The sequence below is a fragment of the Arthrobacter sp. Leaf141 genome (genome assembly GCF_001424565.1).
In the GTDB taxonomy this organism is placed as follows: Bacteria; Actinomycetota; Actinomycetes; order Actinomycetales; family Micrococcaceae; genus Arthrobacter.
Genome location: NZ_LMOL01000014.1, coordinates 1,031 through 16,105 on the forward strand (window position 1 = coordinate 1,031; position 15,075 = coordinate 16,105).

At 68.1% G+C, this 15,075-nt stretch carries 17 protein-coding genes and 1 pseudogene; 11 read left to right on the forward strand and 7 right to left on the reverse strand.

Features of this window, described 5'->3' with window-relative positions; translation table 11 throughout:
• The coding region (locus tag ASF72_RS21010) for a hypothetical protein (RefSeq protein ID WP_442854162.1) at positions 1 to 216 on the reverse strand (216 nt) is incomplete at its 3' end.
• Between the two features lie 310 nt (positions 217 to 526).
• Positions 527 to 1,897 (reverse strand): DUF445 domain-containing protein, encoded by a 1,371-nt coding sequence (locus ASF72_RS11055; RefSeq protein ID WP_056598865.1) that lies wholly within the window; start codon positions 1,895 to 1,897, stop codon positions 527 to 529.
• 49 nt (positions 1,898 to 1,946) lie between these two features.
• Between ASF72_RS11055 and ASF72_RS11060 the strand changes: the two genes are divergently transcribed.
• The 6 genes from ASF72_RS11060 (at position 1,947) to ASF72_RS20805 (ending at position 6,795) form a co-directional block, all read left to right on the forward strand.
• On the forward strand, positions 1,947 to 2,846 hold the full coding sequence (locus ASF72_RS11060) for a glycerophosphodiester phosphodiesterase (protein ID WP_056598868.1): 900 nt from the start codon (positions 1,947 to 1,949) through the stop codon (positions 2,844 to 2,846).
• Positions 2,847 to 2,853: 7 nt separating this feature from the next.
• Entirely contained in the window at positions 2,854 to 4,254 is a 1,401-nt protein-coding gene (locus ASF72_RS11065; protein ID WP_157370972.1) for a CoA transferase, read from the forward strand.
• Positions 4,255 to 4,349: 95 nt separating this feature from the next.
• Positions 4,350 to 4,859 (forward strand): DoxX family protein, encoded by a 510-nt coding sequence (locus tag ASF72_RS11070; RefSeq protein ID WP_056598871.1) that lies wholly within the window; start codon positions 4,350 to 4,352, stop codon positions 4,857 to 4,859.
• A complete protein-coding gene (locus ASF72_RS11075; protein WP_200933644.1) occupies positions 4,856 to 5,611 on the forward strand; it encodes an AzlC family ABC transporter permease in 756 nt (251 codons plus the stop codon). Before ASF72_RS11070 ends, ASF72_RS11075 begins: the two co-directional genes overlap by 4 nt.
• Entirely contained in the window at positions 5,608 to 5,919 is a 312-nt protein-coding gene (locus tag ASF72_RS11080) for an AzlD domain-containing protein (protein WP_050687767.1), read from the forward strand. The genes ASF72_RS11075 and ASF72_RS11080 overlap by 4 nt, the downstream gene beginning before the upstream one ends.
• A gap of 507 nt (positions 5,920 to 6,426) precedes the next feature.
• Positions 6,427 to 6,795, forward strand: a complete 369-nt coding sequence (locus tag ASF72_RS20805) for a hypothetical protein (RefSeq protein WP_197273615.1) — start codon at positions 6,427 to 6,429, stop codon at positions 6,793 to 6,795.
• Positions 6,796 to 6,890: 95 nt separating this feature from the next.
• On the opposite strand, the gene ASF72_RS11095 is transcribed toward ASF72_RS20805, so the two are convergent.
• Together ASF72_RS11095 and ASF72_RS11100 are read right to left on the reverse strand one after the other, a co-directional pair.
• On the reverse strand, positions 6,891 to 7,112 hold the full coding sequence (locus tag ASF72_RS11095) for a hypothetical protein (RefSeq protein ID WP_050687763.1): 222 nt from the start codon (positions 7,110 to 7,112) through the stop codon (positions 6,891 to 6,893).
• A gap of 159 nt (positions 7,113 to 7,271) precedes the next feature.
• Entirely contained in the window at positions 7,272 to 7,898 is a 627-nt protein-coding gene (locus ASF72_RS11100) for a TetR/AcrR family transcriptional regulator (protein WP_050687761.1), read from the reverse strand.
• Positions 7,899 to 8,009: 111 nt separating this feature from the next.
• Here ASF72_RS11100 and ASF72_RS11105 point away from each other — a divergent pair, with 111 nt between their 5' ends.
• The 5 genes from ASF72_RS11105 (at position 8,010) to ASF72_RS11125 (ending at position 12,683) form a co-directional block, all read left to right on the forward strand.
• Positions 8,010 to 8,333 (forward strand): thiamine-binding protein, encoded by a 324-nt coding sequence (locus ASF72_RS11105; protein ID WP_056598882.1) that lies wholly within the window; start codon positions 8,010 to 8,012, stop codon positions 8,331 to 8,333.
• A 62-nt stretch (positions 8,334 to 8,395) separates the two neighbouring features.
• Positions 8,396 to 9,073 (forward strand): O-methyltransferase, encoded by a 678-nt coding sequence (locus ASF72_RS11110; RefSeq protein ID WP_056598885.1) that lies wholly within the window; start codon positions 8,396 to 8,398, stop codon positions 9,071 to 9,073.
• Positions 9,074 to 9,229: 156 nt separating this feature from the next.
• Positions 9,230 to 10,354: a hypothetical protein gene (locus tag ASF72_RS11115; RefSeq protein WP_442854163.1), complete on the forward strand. Its 1,125-nt coding sequence runs from the start codon at positions 9,230 to 9,232 to the stop codon at positions 10,352 to 10,354.
• Positions 10,348 to 11,781, forward strand: coding sequence for a bifunctional PIG-L family deacetylase/class I SAM-dependent methyltransferase (locus tag ASF72_RS11120; protein ID WP_056598888.1), 1,434 nt, complete (start codon positions 10,348 to 10,350; stop codon positions 11,779 to 11,781). The genes ASF72_RS11115 and ASF72_RS11120 overlap by 7 nt, the downstream gene beginning before the upstream one ends.
• Positions 11,782 to 11,870: 89 nt before the next feature.
• Positions 11,871 to 12,683, forward strand: a complete 813-nt coding sequence (locus ASF72_RS11125) for a glycosyltransferase (RefSeq protein ID WP_235504706.1) — start codon at positions 11,871 to 11,873, stop codon at positions 12,681 to 12,683.
• Positions 12,684 to 12,796: 113 nt separating this feature from the next.
• On the opposite strand, the gene ASF72_RS11130 is transcribed toward ASF72_RS11125, so the two are convergent.
• The 3 genes and pseudogenes from ASF72_RS11130 to ASF72_RS20615 all read right to left on the reverse strand — a co-directional run.
• A complete protein-coding gene (locus ASF72_RS11130; RefSeq protein ID WP_050687753.1) occupies positions 12,797 to 13,054 on the reverse strand; it encodes a hypothetical protein in 258 nt (85 codons plus the stop codon).
• A 398-nt stretch (positions 13,055 to 13,452) separates the two neighbouring features.
• Positions 13,453 to 14,670, reverse strand: a complete 1,218-nt coding sequence (locus ASF72_RS11135; RefSeq protein WP_050687751.1) for a YihY/virulence factor BrkB family protein — start codon at positions 14,668 to 14,670, stop codon at positions 13,453 to 13,455.
• Positions 14,671 to 14,774: 104 nt separating this feature from the next.
• A pseudogene (locus ASF72_RS20615) lies at positions 14,775 to 15,075 on the reverse strand (DUF3618 domain-containing protein); the annotation flags it as partial.

The following is a 15,075-nucleotide window of genomic DNA, read 5'->3' on the forward strand; positions in this document are numbered from 1 at the left end:
AGGCGGAACCGGGTTCCTGCTGTCAGTCTCTGGAGCTTCGTTGCCGTCCATAAAACCAGCGTAGGGAGGGGGTACGACAATTTGGCCGGGGGCAGGAACGGCCAGCGAATCAAGCCTGTCACCGGCCTCAACAGCGGCCCCGGACGGCGCGGCAGCCCCGGGAGCAGGCGGAACCGGGTTCCTGCCGTCCGTCCCTGGAGCCTCTTCGCCGTCCATAAAACCAGCGTAGGGAGGGGGTACGACAATTTGGCCGGGGGCAGGAACGGCCGATGGATCGCCCCCAAAGCCGCCTCTAAAGCCGGCCCCGGAAACAGCCCCGCACGCAGGTGAAACAGCGTCCCTGCCGTCCGTCCCTGGAGCCTCTTCGCCGTCCATAACCCCAGCATATGCAGGGGGTACGACAATCTGGCTCAGCAGCAAGACAAGCCGCAGGCCCGGGAACAGCCCGCCGGCACCCAACCCCGAGCGCGCCGTCGTAATTCAGTAGGCCCAGGAGACCCGGACTGCCCACCAAGCCACCGCGGAGTCAGCCGAAGATAAGGTGCGCCGCCGTGAAGATCGCGAGCCCCGCGAGGGAACCCACCACGGTGCCGTTGATCCGGATGAACTGCAGGTCCTTGCCCACCTGGAGTTCGATCTTCTGCGAGGTTTCCTCGGCATCCCAGCGGGCAACGGTGTCGGTGATAACGCCCGCAATGTCGGAGCGGTAGGTGCGGACGAGGTATGCGGCGGCGTCGCCAATCCAGGTGTTGACCTTCCCGGCAAGCTCGGGATCGCCCACCAGCCGGGAGCCGAAGTCCCGGACCCCGGCCTTGAATTTGACGGTCAGCTCACTGTCCGGATCGTCCACGGCACCAAGCAGGGCGTTCTTGACGGTCCCCCAGGTCCTGGAGGCAAGTTCGCGCACTTCCGGGTCGCCAAGCACCTGTGCCTTGATGTCCTCGGCGCGGGAGATCATGGCGGGATCGTGCTGCAGGTCCTGGGCAAGGTCGTTGAGGTACTTGTCGATGGACTGCCGGACCTGGTGGTCCTGGTCGGACTGGACGGTCCGGACAAACTTCAGGATCTCCACGTAGACCTTGTCGCCCACCAGGCCGTCCACAAACTGCGGAACCCAGGTGGGGGAGCGCCCGGAAACGATCCTGGATACTGTCTCATGGTTGTCGTCCACCCAGTCGGCGGCCCGGTCCACCAGCAGGTCCACCAGTTTGTGGTGGTGCCCGTCCTGGAAAACTCGTTCAGCCAGCCTGCCCACCGGAGGTCCCCACGGCGGTGCGAGGAGGTGCTTGCGGACCAATCCCTCGATGACTGTCTGGACGTCGTCGTCGTTCAACACCGTGAAGGCGCCCCGGATCATTGCGGCGCCTTCCTTTGCAACGCGGTCGGCACCGCCAGGCGACGCCAGCCATTCCCCGGCCCGACGCGCAATGTTGACGCTGGCCAGTTTGTCCTGCACCACCTGCTCGGACAGGAAGTTGGTCTCCACAAATTCGCCCAGCGAGGCACCAATCTGGTCCTTGCGCCGGGGGATGATCGCCGTGTGCGGGATCTTGATGCCCATCGGGTATTTGAACAGGGCAGTCACGGCGAACCAGTCCGCCAGCGCGCCCACCATGCCGCCCTCCGCGGCTGCGCGCACGTACTGCAGCCACGGGTATTCCTTCTGCAGCGCAAAGGCGAACACAAATACCACGGCCATGGCGATCAGCAGCCCCAGGGCCACCATTTTCATCTTGCGCAGGGCAGCCGCCTTTTCGGCGTCACCGGCGCTGAGCCCGGCAGCGTTTTGGCTTGAGGTTCCGCGTCCGACGTCGGAACCCGGGATAGTGCCTTCCGGCGCCGGGCGAGGGGGCCGGGTGGGGGAGTCCTGGGTAGTTGGCTCAGAGTTCACCTGCATGTGCCAAGCCTAGCCCTGCAGGCAGGCGGCATTCGGCTACCGTGTCACCATGACAGTTGACGAGTCCGGGCCGCACCGGTCCCTGGTCTTTGCCCACCGCGGCGCCAGTGCCGCCTTCGCCGAACATACCCGCGCGGCCTACCTGCAGGCCCTGGCCGACGGCGCCGACGGCGTGGAGTGCGACCTCCACCTGACGCGGGACCAGCACCTGGTCCTCCTGCACGACGCCAACCTGGACCGCACCTCGGATGGAACCGGGCCGGTGGCCGAGCGGACGCTCCGGGAGCTGCGCCAGCTGGACTTCTCCTCCTGGAAGGGCGCCCGCATCCCCGATGCCTACGGCGCGCGGTCCGAACAGTTCCTGACCCTGCCCGAGCTGCTGGAGCTTCTCCGGGGCGCCGGGCGTCCGGTGAAACTGGCGATCGAACTCAAGCACCCCAGCCCGTACCAGCTGAAGCTCGAGGACAGGGTGCTGGAGGTGCTACGGAGCGAGGGCTGGGACCCGGCCAGCTCCACCGTGGACAACGTGGCCGTGACCTTCATGAGCTTCAGCCCCGACTCCGTCCGCCACCTCCTCCAGTCCGTGCCGGCGGAATACGTCTGCCAACTGGTGGACGATCTGACCCTCCACGAAATCCGGGACGGGCTGGGGCTGGGCCTGATCACCGGTGGCGCCGTGGCCAACCTGATGAAGGCCACGCAGCTCGAAGGGGAGCAGATCGTCGAGGACGGCGCGGTGGGGCTGGCTGGGCCCGGCATCGACTACGTCCGCGAAAACAGGGCCACCATCCAGCGCTGGCTTCAGGCCGGCCGGCGGCTGCGCGTATGGACGGTGGATTCAGAGGACGACGTGGCCCTGTGCCAGGAGGTGGGGATCCAGGAGATCACCACCAACATGCCGGCCCGTGTCCTGAACCAGTTGAGCGAGGCTTCCTCGCCGGGAAGGTAGGTCAGTCATGATGTTCCAACCGGGCTCCGGGCGCTGGTGGGATGGACCTTTGGATGTTGAGGGTCTGGCGCTGGGTGCCGTCAACGCCGCTGCCGCGTCCGCGAACCATTACGCCGGCGCGCCCGGCAGGTTCAGCACCACACCGGAACTGACCGCGGCAGCCTTTGACTCCTCCGGTTTACTGCGGATTGCCGGCCGGAAGGCCCAGGGGTTCGTCCCGCTCTCCGGGTTCCGGCGGACCCTTGACGGCTGGATCCGGATCCACGCCAATTACCCGCACCACGAGCGCCGGCTCCTGCAAGCACTTGGCGCTTCCACCGGCCGGGACGTGGACCAGGCCATCCTCGGTATCCCGTCCCTCGCAGCCGAGGCAGTGATCCAGGCGCACGGCGGAATAGCGGCGGCCGTCAGGACCCGGGCGGAGTGGCTCGGCTCCGCCATGGGCCGCGCTGCCGGAGCAGGTCACTGGCTCGAGTTGACCGCCGACGACGGCACAACCAGCGGTGCGCCCCTCACCAGTAAGCGTGCGCACCAACCTGTGGCCGGCCCGGCGGGAAGCGGCCCTGAAGCCAACCACCCGGCAAAACCCCTCGCAGGGGTTCGGGTGCTCGACCTGACCAGGGTGATTGCAGGGCCCGTGGCCACCCGGCTCCTGGCGGCCCTGGGTGCTGATGTCCTGCGGCTAGATCCGCCCGGGATGCCCGAAATCCTGGACCAGTACGTTGACACCTGTTTCGGCAAACGCAGCGCCGAAGCCGACCTCGCCAACGGAACCAGCCGGGAACGCCTCGAAAGGCTTCTGGACGAAGCCGACGTTGTGGTCACCGGCTACCGGCGCGGAGCGCTGGACAGGTTCGGCCTGAAACCCCGGGCTTTGCTGGCATCCCGGCCCTGGCTGGCCGTGGTGGCCCTGAACAGCTGGGGGAACGACGGCCCGTGGCGCGGGTTGCGGGGATTCGACAGTATTGTCCAGGCCGCCTGCGGTATCGCCCACGTTTACGGCGGGCCCGACCGGGACGGCAACTGGCGCCCGGGCGCGCTGCCGGTCCAGGCCTTGGACCACGCCACCGGGTACGGGGTTGCGGCCGCAGCGATCACGCTCCTGGCAACCCGCCGGGAAACCGGATTGGGCGGCACTGCCAGGCTGTCGCTGGCCCGGACCGCCGAAGAACTGTTCGCGCTGACAGCGGACGCGGTGTCGGCCAACGCCGCTGGCGGGCACGCGGACGCCAGGCCTGCCGCTGGCCAGCCCGCCCGTGCCGGACTGCCTGAGCCCGACTACCGGACCATGCCCAGTTCCTTCGGCGAGCTCCGTTACGTTGGCCCACCACTGCAGGTGGACGGCCGGCCGCTGGACTACGCGGGCCCGCCGCCGCCTTACGGCACCGCGTTGATGGCCTGGGCCTGACGCAGCGCCGCCACGATGGAGGCAGTTCCACTCTGGAGGCAGGTCGCCGGGAGTTGGGTTTCATCAGCCACGCGCGCCTGTGATTGAGTGGTGCCATGCCATTTCCGCGGGCCGGCCGGGCCCCCCAGAGCCTGTCTGCTGCCGCCATGAGCGCTTTGCTCCTGGCCAGCGCCGTCAACCACTTCCGGAATCCCCGGTTCTACCGCCAGGTTGTGCCCGGGTACCTGTGCCGCCAGGACACGTCGCCCGCCGCTGCATCCGGCCACCAGCCAGAAGCGAACGACGGCGGTCCAGTCCACAGCGTGCCCCCGTCCAGTCCACTTGCCCTGCTTTCCCGGGAGGAATGGATCGCGGCGAGCGGCCTGCTGGAACTGGGCGCCGCCGTCGGAATCCTGGTGCCGGCGACCCGGAAGCTGACGGCTACCGGACTGACCGCCATGTACGTGGCCTTCCTCGCCGGACACGTCGATGCCCTCCAACGGGCGTACGGTCCGGACGGAACGGCCGCGCAGCGGAAGGCGCACACGGTGCGGCTTCCCTTTCAGGTGCCGCTGATTATGTGGGCGTGGAGCCTCCGGCGGTCCGGCCGGGCAGCGAGGCAGTGAAACTGCTGGATTCGCCGGCAGTGCGGGTGGGCCTGTCCATCAGCATTGCCACGGGCCTTTATGGCGTCTCCTTCGGGGCGCTGTCCGTCACCTCCGGGCTCAGCTTCTGGCAAACCATGGCCCTGAGCCCGCTGCTCTTCAGCGGCGGCTCGCAGTTTGCGTTCATCGGCGTTGTGGCCGGCGGCGGCTCCGGGATAGCCGCCATGAGCGCGGCCACCCTGCTGGGCATGCGCAACGGTATTTACGGCATGCAACTCAACGCCCTCCTGCGTCCCACGGGCTGGCGCAGGTACGTCAGCGCCCAGCTGACCATTGACGAGTCCACCGCGACCAGCACCGGCCAGTCCGATCCCGCGGAGCAAAGGCGCGGCTTCTGGGCTGCCGGAATCGGCATCTATGTGCTGTGGAACTTCTTTACGGCTGTTGGCGCGCTGGCCGGCAGCGGGCTGGGTGATCCCAAGCAATGGGGGCTGGACGGCGCCGCCGTAGCGGCCTTCCTGGCACTCCTGTGGCCGCGGCTCAAGGGGCGCGAACCGGTAGCGATTGCCGTGGCCTGCGCCGTGGCCACCGTCATTGCCGTGCCGTTTGTACCCGCAGGTGTTCCCATCCTGGTGGCAGCCGTGGTGGCTGCGGTCATCGGCTGGTTCAGCCACGGCCGCAGCGACGAAGGCCTTGAACCGGACGTTGACCCCTACGCGGAACACGACCACCACGGCGCCAAGCGCGCGGCAGCCGCGGAAGGCGACTCATGAGCCTCTGGATCTGGCTGCTGTTGGCCTGTGCGCTCGCGTACGCCTGGAAACTGATGGGCTACTTTGTGCCCGCACGGTTGCTGGAAAATCCGCGGATGTCCCGGATCGCGGGAACCATGACCATCGGACTGCTGGCCTCCCTGACAGTGGTCAATGCTGCCGCGACCGGCCAATCCCTGGCCGCCGATGCCCGGCTGGGGGCGCTCGCGGCCGCTGCCATCGCCTTGGCCCTGCGCGCTCCCTTCCTGGTGGTGGTGCTGGCCGGCGCCGGAGCCGCGGCGCTACTCCGGCTGGCCGGCTGGAACTGAGCGGTTCCGCCTACGCCTTTATCCGGGTGCGGACAGAAGGTCCGGTGAGGCACGCGCCGGGGCGTGATGTGGGTCACGCTGGATCGGGCGTGCCGGTTGTACGATGGGAGCGGCTAAGCAGTTGGCCGCAAAATCCCGCACGATTGGCGACTATGAAAAATCAACTGCACCGGGCAGGGGGCAGGGCTGCACAGCCCCCCGACTGGAATTTCCGACGGCGGGCAGGCCTCCCGGCCAAGCGCTTCTTTACCCGGTTTGCCGGCCTGTCCCACGTTCCCGCCGAGGAGTTGGAGGACCTTTCCGGAATTCTGCGGAAGGCCCTCGACGGGGATCCGGAGTCGCCCGTTCCCGCGCTGCAGGCGCTGGTCAGCAGGGAAATACGGCGGCGCGGAATGAACCACCAAAGGTGATGTCCGGCCAAGTGCCGGCAGCGCCGCACCGGTCCAGCGGGTATGGGACCGAACAGTGGCCGCCATGCTCCATGGCGGAAAATGAAGGAGGAAGCAGATGAGCGAACAGGCACAGCCCGTGGAACCCGCAATGGTCCACGAGGCAGACAGGACAACAAGCGACGACGGGCAAAGCACCGCTCCCGCTGCGTCCGCGGACCAGTCCGGCAAATCAAGGGCCGTCTACCGGGATCCCAAAGGCTCCGAATCCACCAGGGAACTCCGCGACACCGCCCGCCGCCGCCGGGACTCCGAGGAAAAGCTGCAGCAGCACCTGATCGAAGCGAAGGACCATGTCCCGAACGACCATCACGAGCACGAGCACCATGATGAGGGGCACCACCCCGATCACGGTCAGGACCAGGACCATAACCAGGACGGGGACAACCCCGGCACCTCCAGGGCGGGGGAGACCGGCAACCCCTGACCTGGCGGGCCAGCTCCTGACCTGGCGGGTCGACTCCTGATACGGCAGCTTAACTCCTGACCGGCTTGCGCCTTACCAGCCCGCTGCCCTGCGGCTCAGGCCACGCCGGTCGCGTCGCTCGGCGAGGCGGCCCTGCGGCTGATCTCATCCACTACCGAGTCGTACCAGGCCTGCGCGCCGAACTCCGGATCCATGGTGTCCAGATGGCTGAACAGGGCGTCTGCCAGGGCGGCAAGGTCCTCCGCTGCCAGCGTGGGAAGGACGTCTTCGGGGTCGTTCCGGCCGTTGAGGTAACGGCCCAGATCGAGGCTTTTCATCGCCGCGCCTCCCGACGCGCCATCAGCAGTGGTTGCGGCATGGGAACTCCATCGTCGGCAAAACGGAGGCTGACTGCGTAACCTTTCCCGGATTCTATTGCACCTTTTTGCCGCGTTCAATGGTGCTTCTCCGAAGCAGCTACGCCAGGTATCCGGGTCCTAGGCGGAGCGCTGCGGCTGGCCCGGAACGGGGATGTGGGCCGGCAGCGGGCGGTCGGGCCGGACCGAGCGGATAGCGTCCTCCATCAGGGCCAGCGGGCGGCGCCAGGCGTCCGACCCGGGCTCCATGGTGTCAACCACGCCAATAAGCATGGCAAGCAGCCGGAACATGTCCGTCATGGAAATGTCACGGCGCAGGCTGCCCTGGCCCTGGCCGCGGACCAGCAGCACCCCCATGGAATCCATCAGGGAACCGGTGATTCCGGGCAGGAGTTCACGCCTGCCCGCGACGGCGCCCAGCAGGTTGGCGTCGGCACTGGCGGCAGCCATCAAGGCTTCGAGGACCCGCAGCAAACCGGCAGCAGCATCGATGTCGGCCAGGGCGCCGTCCATCACCGGATCCACGCTGACCCGCAGCTGCCGGTTCAGGGCCGCGAGGACCAGCTCCTCCTTGTCGGCGAAGTTCCGGAAGAGGGTGGCCGGGCCCACGCCGGCGGTAACAGCGATGGTCTGCAGCGGGACATCCGGGCCGAATTCGCGGAAGCACTGGCGCGCAGCAGTGATGATCTTGTCCACATTCCGCGCTGCGTCGGCGCGGAGCGGCTTGCGGGCGACTGCGAGGCTCATGCGAAAAGGTTAGCAACGGAGCCTGCGCCGATCACGGTTACTGGAGGGTAGGGGCTTATGTGACGGCGGCAACAGGCTGCAGGCGCCCGTTCAGCGTGTAAGACTGGCTCCATGTTGCTTGCTTTCTCAGTCGCCCCGTCAGGCGCCCCCATCGAAGGTTCCCGCTCCGATGACGCATCGGTCCACGACGCTGTGGCCGCCGCCGTCAGGATTGTCAGGGAGTCCGGCCTGCCCAACCGGACGGACTCGATGTTCACCACCATCGAAGGTGACTGGGACGAGGTTTTCGACGTCGTCAAACGCGCCACCGAGGCCGTGGGCCGCTACGGCAGCCGGGTGTCCCTGGTCATCAAGGCGGACATCAGGCCAGGCTACGAGGGCGAAATGACGGCCAAGCTGGACCGGCTGGAAGGCGCCCTCTCCGAGGGTTCCTGACCTCCACGGAACCCGCTCCAGATCCTCTGGACCCGCGCGGCGCCCCGTGCCAGACTGTGCCCATGTTCGAGCACAAGCCCCGGCCCGAGTGGACTGCCGCCGAGGTGTTCCTGACCGATTCCGTGGTGCACCCGGACCCCGCCCTGCATCGCGCCCTCCGGACGGCGGCCGATGCCGGTATGCCGGCCATCGAGGTGGCGCCCAATGCCGGAAAGCTCCTGCAGCTCCTGGTGCAGATGGCCGGCGCCCGGAACGTCCTGGAAATCGGCACCCTGGCGGGCTTCAGCACCATTTGGATGGCCCGCGGGCTGCCGGCGGACGGTTCGCTGGTCAGTTGCGAGTTCCTGCCCGCGCATGCGCAGGTCGCGCGGGAAAATGTCGACAGCGCCGGGCTGGGGCCAAAAGTGGAGATCAGGGTTGGCCCGGCCCTGGAGACCCTTGCGGAGCTGGCAGCGGAAGGCCGGGAGCCCTTCGACTTCATCTTTATTGACGCGGACAAGCAGAACAACAGCAACTACCTGGACTGGGCGCTCCGGTTGGGCCGGCCCGGGACCACAGTGGTGCTGGACAATGCGGTCTGGGAGGGTGCCATCACCGACGCCGGAATGGACCCCGTCAACGCCCCCGGGATCATCGACGCCCTCACCATGCTGGGTGGTCATCCCCGGTTTGACGCCACCGTCATCCAGACTGTGGGCTCCAAAGGCTGGGACGGCTTCGCCCTGGCGCGGATCATCTGAAACCCCTTAGTAAGTATGCTTAGATAACTGCGGGAGCCACTCCCGCCGCATAAGCATTGGAGGACAAGTTGAAAGCCTCACCGGTACGTGCCAACCATCAGGCTGTCGTCCGCCTGTTCCTCACCCCGCCGGTCACCGAACCGGCACGGAAGTAGCATGGCAGCCCTGCGTCCGGCCGGCGTGGACCGGCCCGCGGCGGGCCCACCCGAAGGCGGAGCAGACGGGAACCTGATCAAACCCGTCCTCCTCACGTCGTCGCCAGGGCAACTGGCCCTCTGGCTCCCGGCTGTGGAATCCATGGCCCGGGCCGCCGGCAACGTCCCTGCCCTCCTTGACCTGGCCAGGAAAAACGGCAGCACCTGGCCCCGCCCCGGCGAAGGGCACACAGCCATCCTCTGGGAACTCCTGGCCACTGTCAGCGCTGCCGACGTAGCGGCCGGCCGGGTCCTGGAACCGCACCTTGATGCCCTGGCCATCCTGTCCCAGGCGGGACATCCGGCGGTCGCTGACGGCGGTGCCTGGGGCGTCTTCGCCGCTGAAGGTCCGGGCCTGCGCCTTGAGGCGCGTGCCGATGGCAACGCCTTCCGCCTTGACGGTGCCAAACCGTGGTGCTCCCTGGCCGGGGTGCTGGACCAGGCAGTCATCACCGCCCACACGGACGACGGCGGCCGGGCAGCATTCGCCGTTGACCTCCGACACCACGGGGTCACCGCAGAGGAACCGGCCTGGATCGCGCGGGGACTCCGCGAGATTCCCAGCGGCACCGTCCACTTCAGCCAGGTCCCCGCAACTCCGGTGGGGGGCGCCGGCTGGTACCTCAGCAGGCCAGGTTTCGCCTGGGGCGGCATGGGCGTTGCCGCTTGCTGGCTGGGCGGTGCCATCGGGGTGGCCCGCGACTTCCGGCAGGGACTGCAGGCCGCCAGGGACGCCGGAAAGGAACCGGACCAGGTGGCCCTCGCAAACCTCGGCGAGGTGGACCGCACCGTCACCGCCTGCCTCCACAGCCTGGCCCGCGCCGCCGACCGGATCGACCAAAACACGCCATCCGACGGTGACCCCAGTCCCTGGAGCGAAGCGCAACGGTTGCGCGGAACTGTTGCGGCCGCCGTCGAACGCGTCCTCCAGTTGGTGGGATCCGCCAGGGGCCCGGCGCCGCTGGCATTCGACGAACCCTATGCCAAACGGATGGCCGACCTGGCCCTCTACGTCCGCCAGCACCACGGGCAACGGGACGATGCACAGCTCGGTGCGCTGGCCCTTAAGGGGGACAGCCAGTGGTGACCTTTTCGCACACGGATACCGGAACTGCCGAATCCACCTGGTCCGATGCGGGCCTGGCTGCGCTCCCCGGGCTGCCCCTCGATCCGGCCAGGCTCGCCGGGACACGGTTTGTGGTCCTCGCAGCCCATCCCGATGACGAAACCTTGGGCGCCGGCGGCCTGATGGCGACCCTGCCCGCCTTGGGCGCGGAAGTGGAGGTCCTGCTCTGCACCGCCGGGGAAGGGTCCCATCCCGGATCGCCCACCCACAGCCCGGAACAGCTTTCGGCCCTGCGTCTTGTCGAGTTCGGTGCCGCCCTCACGGAGCTGGGCCTGGCGGGCCGCTGGAGTTTCCTTGGCCTGCCGGACCAGGGACTGGGCGCGTACAGCGGGACCATCGCCGCTGCCATCCGGGACGCTGCGCACGGCGGCGGCACGCGGCCGGAAGACGTGGTGCTGGTGGCGCCTTTCCGCAGTGACGGCCACGCGGACCACGACGCGCTGGGGGAGGCGGCCGCGGCCGTGGCCGCAGCGGAGGGCTTTGGCCTCCTGGAGTACCCCATCTGGTACTGGCACTGGGCAACGCCGGCCCAGCCAACGTGGCGGGCCTGGCACCAGCTTCAGCTGGCTCCGGCGGCGGCGGAAGCCAAGACCAGGGCCATGGCGGCGCATGCCACGCAGGTCCGGCCGCTGTCCCCGGCCGAGGGGGACGAAACACTGCTCGACGCGGATTTCCTGGCGCATTTCGACCGCCCGTTTGAGGTTTTTGCGTGGACGCCGCCCACACCCGACGGCGGCAGGCCGCACCGGAGTGCCGATGCGGAACAGATTTTCGACGCCGTCCACGCCGGCTCCGCGGACCCCTGGAACTATGCAGGAAGCTGGTATGAGCGGCGCAAGCGGGCCCTGACCCTGGCAGCGCTGCCGCAGGAGCGGTACAGGTCCGCGCTGGAGGTGGGCTGTTCGATCGGTACCCTCACGGCGGACCTTGCCCCGCGGTGCGACAACCTCCTTGCCGTGGACGCCAGCGGCACCGCGGCTGACCGGGCCTCCGAACGGCTGGCGGCTTTCCCCTGGGTCAGCGTCCGGCGGCAGGTGTTGCCGGAGTCCTGGCCGGCGGGCAGCTTCGACCTGGTGGTGGTGTCCGAGGTTGGCTACTACCTGGCGCCGGACGAACTGGCTGCCCTGCTGGACCGCATCAGGGAGTCCATCAGCCCAGGCGGCGCGCTGGTCCTCTGCCACTGGCGGCATCCGATTGACGGCTGGGAGCTCGACGGCGAGACTGTCCACACCCGTGCGAGGGAACGGCTTGGCTGGCAGCAGTCGGGGCTCTACCGCGAGCAGGATTTTGTCCTTGAGGTCCTGACCGCGCCCGGTGCTGTTCCTGGCCCGGTTGCAGACGGGGATGCAGGCGCAGGATCCGGCGCGGGACAGCGGGGGGCCGGCTGATGCCGGGCATCAGCGGCGGTCCACGACCGGGATCCGTGGCAGAAAGCAGGACAGTCGGTGGCTCCCTGGGTCCGATTCCGGCAGACTTGGTGTCTCATCCGCCGGAGCCTGCCCTGCCAGCGGACGCATCAACCATCAGCCATCTGGCGGTGGTCATTCCCGTCCACAACGAGGAACGGCACCTCGCCAGGGCTCTGGAAGGCGTCAGCGCCGCCGTCGACCATCTGGCCGAAAAGCAGCCCGGCGTCCGCACCCGGCTGGTGCTGGTCCTGGACAGTTGCAGTGACGGCTCGGCGTCGGTGGCCCGCCGTTATGCAGAACGGGCAGCGGCCGCGGCGGACGTGACAGTCCTGGCTGCGGGCTTCAAAAGCGTGGGCCGCAGCCGCAGGGCCGGGATCCATGCGCTGTGGAACTCCGGCAGCACGGCAGCGCAGGCCGCGACCACCTCCGCGCCTTTCAGGGACGCGCCCGCCGGGCGGACCTGGCTGGCCAATACCGACGCCGATTCACTGGTCCCCCGTAACTGGCTGCTGCGCCAGGTGGAGCTCGCCGCCGCAGGAGCGGACGCGGTCCTGGGATCCGTGGAGCCGGATCCTGATGGCATGGACCCGGCACTGCTCCAGCGCTGGCGGGCCCGCCACCCGTTCCGCGAAAACCACCCCCACGTCTACGGCGCCAACCTGGGCGTCCGGGCCTCCGCCTATCTGGCCGCGGGTGGTTTCCCGGCCGCTGATTCGGGCGAGGACAGGGCCCTTGCCTCAGGCCTCCGGCGGTCCGGCGCGAACGTTGTGGCTACGGACAGCATCCGGGTGCGGACATCCGGCCGGACAGCTGGCCGGGCGCCCAGGGGCTTCGGGGCGTACCTGCTCGCCCTGGCCCTCGAACCGCCGCCGGGTCGGTGAACACAGGGCCGGCAGGAAACCAGATCCACCAGTGACCAAGTGCAGCACAAGCCGGCCGAAGGCAGAGGGACCCGGGCCTGCCAGGCCCGGGTCCCTCTATGGCAAGGCGGCGCTTAGACGAGGTCCGGCGCGCTTGCCAGAATATAGTCGGCGGCCGACGGGCCGGTCATGGACAGATTGTTGCTGTCCGGGTCGATGTTATGCTCCTGCAGGGCTTGCCACAGGGACTCGGGCGGCTGGAGCTGCTCCTTGTTGATAAGGCACCAGCTGGTGTAGAGGCCGTAAAGCTCATCGCGGCCAAGGCCCAGACCGGGCTCCTTGTCCGGGACAACGGCTTCGGCGAGGAAAGAGTCAAAGTGGGTGGCAGGCATGTCAGCTCATTCGGGAGGCTCGTCAGTAGTCCCGCCGGGTCTGCTTCAGCGGCTCCCGCGTACCGTGATGGCGCGAGGAGTAATCACGAAAGTATTGCAGCCGGGCGCGCTTGTCCAGTCGGCTGCGGGCTGCCGTCCTCGGCAGCAGGGGTGGCGGGCAGGAATTGAGGGGGCCGACGGCGACTGGGGGGACTGGCCTCGGTCTCAGAGGAGGCCATCTCACCGCCGGCCCCGCCTGGCCCCGGACTGTTGCCGTCCCGGGAAACCGATAGGACCTGTGACAATTTTCCCCCATCCGGCGGGTCCTGCATAGCCCTGCGCGGCGGTACTGCCCCGTTCTCAGGCGGGCCGCCGCGCCGGGAAGCCGCGGGGCCCGCCCTCCGGGTGCCGGGCCGGGCTTATCGGCCGGCGTCGGGCCGCTTCCCGTCCGGGTCCTCCTGCCCTGCCGCCCTGCGGACCTTGTCCCGGACGCGCTCGCGGTGCGGCACCCGGGTGCCGTCCGCACCCTGGGTTCCGTCGTCGTCGCCCGAATCTTCCTGCTCAGCATCAGCGTTTTCCGCGCTGTACTTTTCCCGCAGTTCACGGCCGTGCCGGATGTCCTCATCCTCCTGGGCCTGGAGCTTCTCGCTCTTTTTGGTGTCGCGCGGCGGCAACTGGATGGTCTCCTCCGCCTTGATGCCTGCCTGGAGCTGGCGGCCGCGCTCCATTTCAGCGTCGAACTCGGCGCCGAACAGCAGCGACATGTTCAGGATCCAGAGCCACAGCAGCATCACAATCACGCCGCCCAGGGCGCCATAGGTTTTGTTGTAGTTGCCAAAGTTGGCCACATAAAACGCAAAACCCAAGGAGGCGAGGATAAAGATCAGCAGGGCGATGCCGGAACCCAGGCTCATCCATTTGAACTTGGGCTGCTTGACGTTGGGCGTGGCGTAGTAGAGCACGGCGATGATGGCCACCATCAGACCCAGCATCACCGGCCATTTGGCGATGTTCCAGACGGTCAGGAAGACCCCGCTGAGCCCGATCAGGCCACCCACCGACTCTGCCACCGGTCCGCTGAGCACCAGCATTCCGGCCAGCACGGCCACGATCACCACCGCCAGGAGCGTGACGGCCAGCATGGTGCCGCGCAGTTTCACAAACGGGCGGCCTTCATCCACCTCGTACACGCGGTTCATGGCCCGCCCAAAGGCGCCCACGTACCCCGACGCGGACCACAGGGCCGTGGCCAGGCCGATCACCAGGGTGAAGCCGGCTGCCGGGGCGCTGGCCAGTTCGGCTACCGGTCCGCTGACCGTCTTGACCGTATCGCCGGGTGCAACTCCCTGCACCACCTGCAGAAGGGCGTCGGTGGTCTTCTGCGGATCGCCGAACAGGCCAATCAGCGAGACGAGCGCAAGCATGGCCGGGAACAGGGACAGCACGGCGTAGTAGGTCAGGGACGCCGCAAGGTCCGGGCACTGGTCCTTGCTGAACTCACGCAGCGTCTTACGGGCGATGTACTTCCACGACGGTTTGTCCACGTCCTTGGGACTGTCCGGCTTCCGGCTGTCATCCGGAGCAGGCGCCTGGGCCGCTTTCGCGGTGCTGGTTTCGGGGGAATCGGAAGTAGCCATGGGGCGTCCTCTTCTTTTGGGGGATAAAGCCGACAGGCCGGCTCCGCGGGGTGGCGGGGCCGGCCTGACATTAGGGCTGGTACCTGTGGTGCCGCTGGTGTGCGTCAGGCGTTCTGGACGTTGTCTTTGGCTTCGGTGCTGCGGTCCTTGACGTCGGCGACGGCGCCTTGGCCTTCGGCTTTGACGTGTTCGGCGGCGTCGGTGGCCGTGGATTTGAGGCTTTCCATGGCGTCCTGGGCGGGCTGCCTGAGGTCCTCGGCCATGTCCTTGGCGGCGTCGGTGAGTTGGCTGGTGAGGGGTTCGGCGGCTGTTTTGAGTTGGTCCGCGGCTTCGCGTTCCTTTTCGCTGGCCGGGATCAGGGACGAGACCAGGAGTCCGGCGCCGAAAGCGATCAGGCCCGCGGCG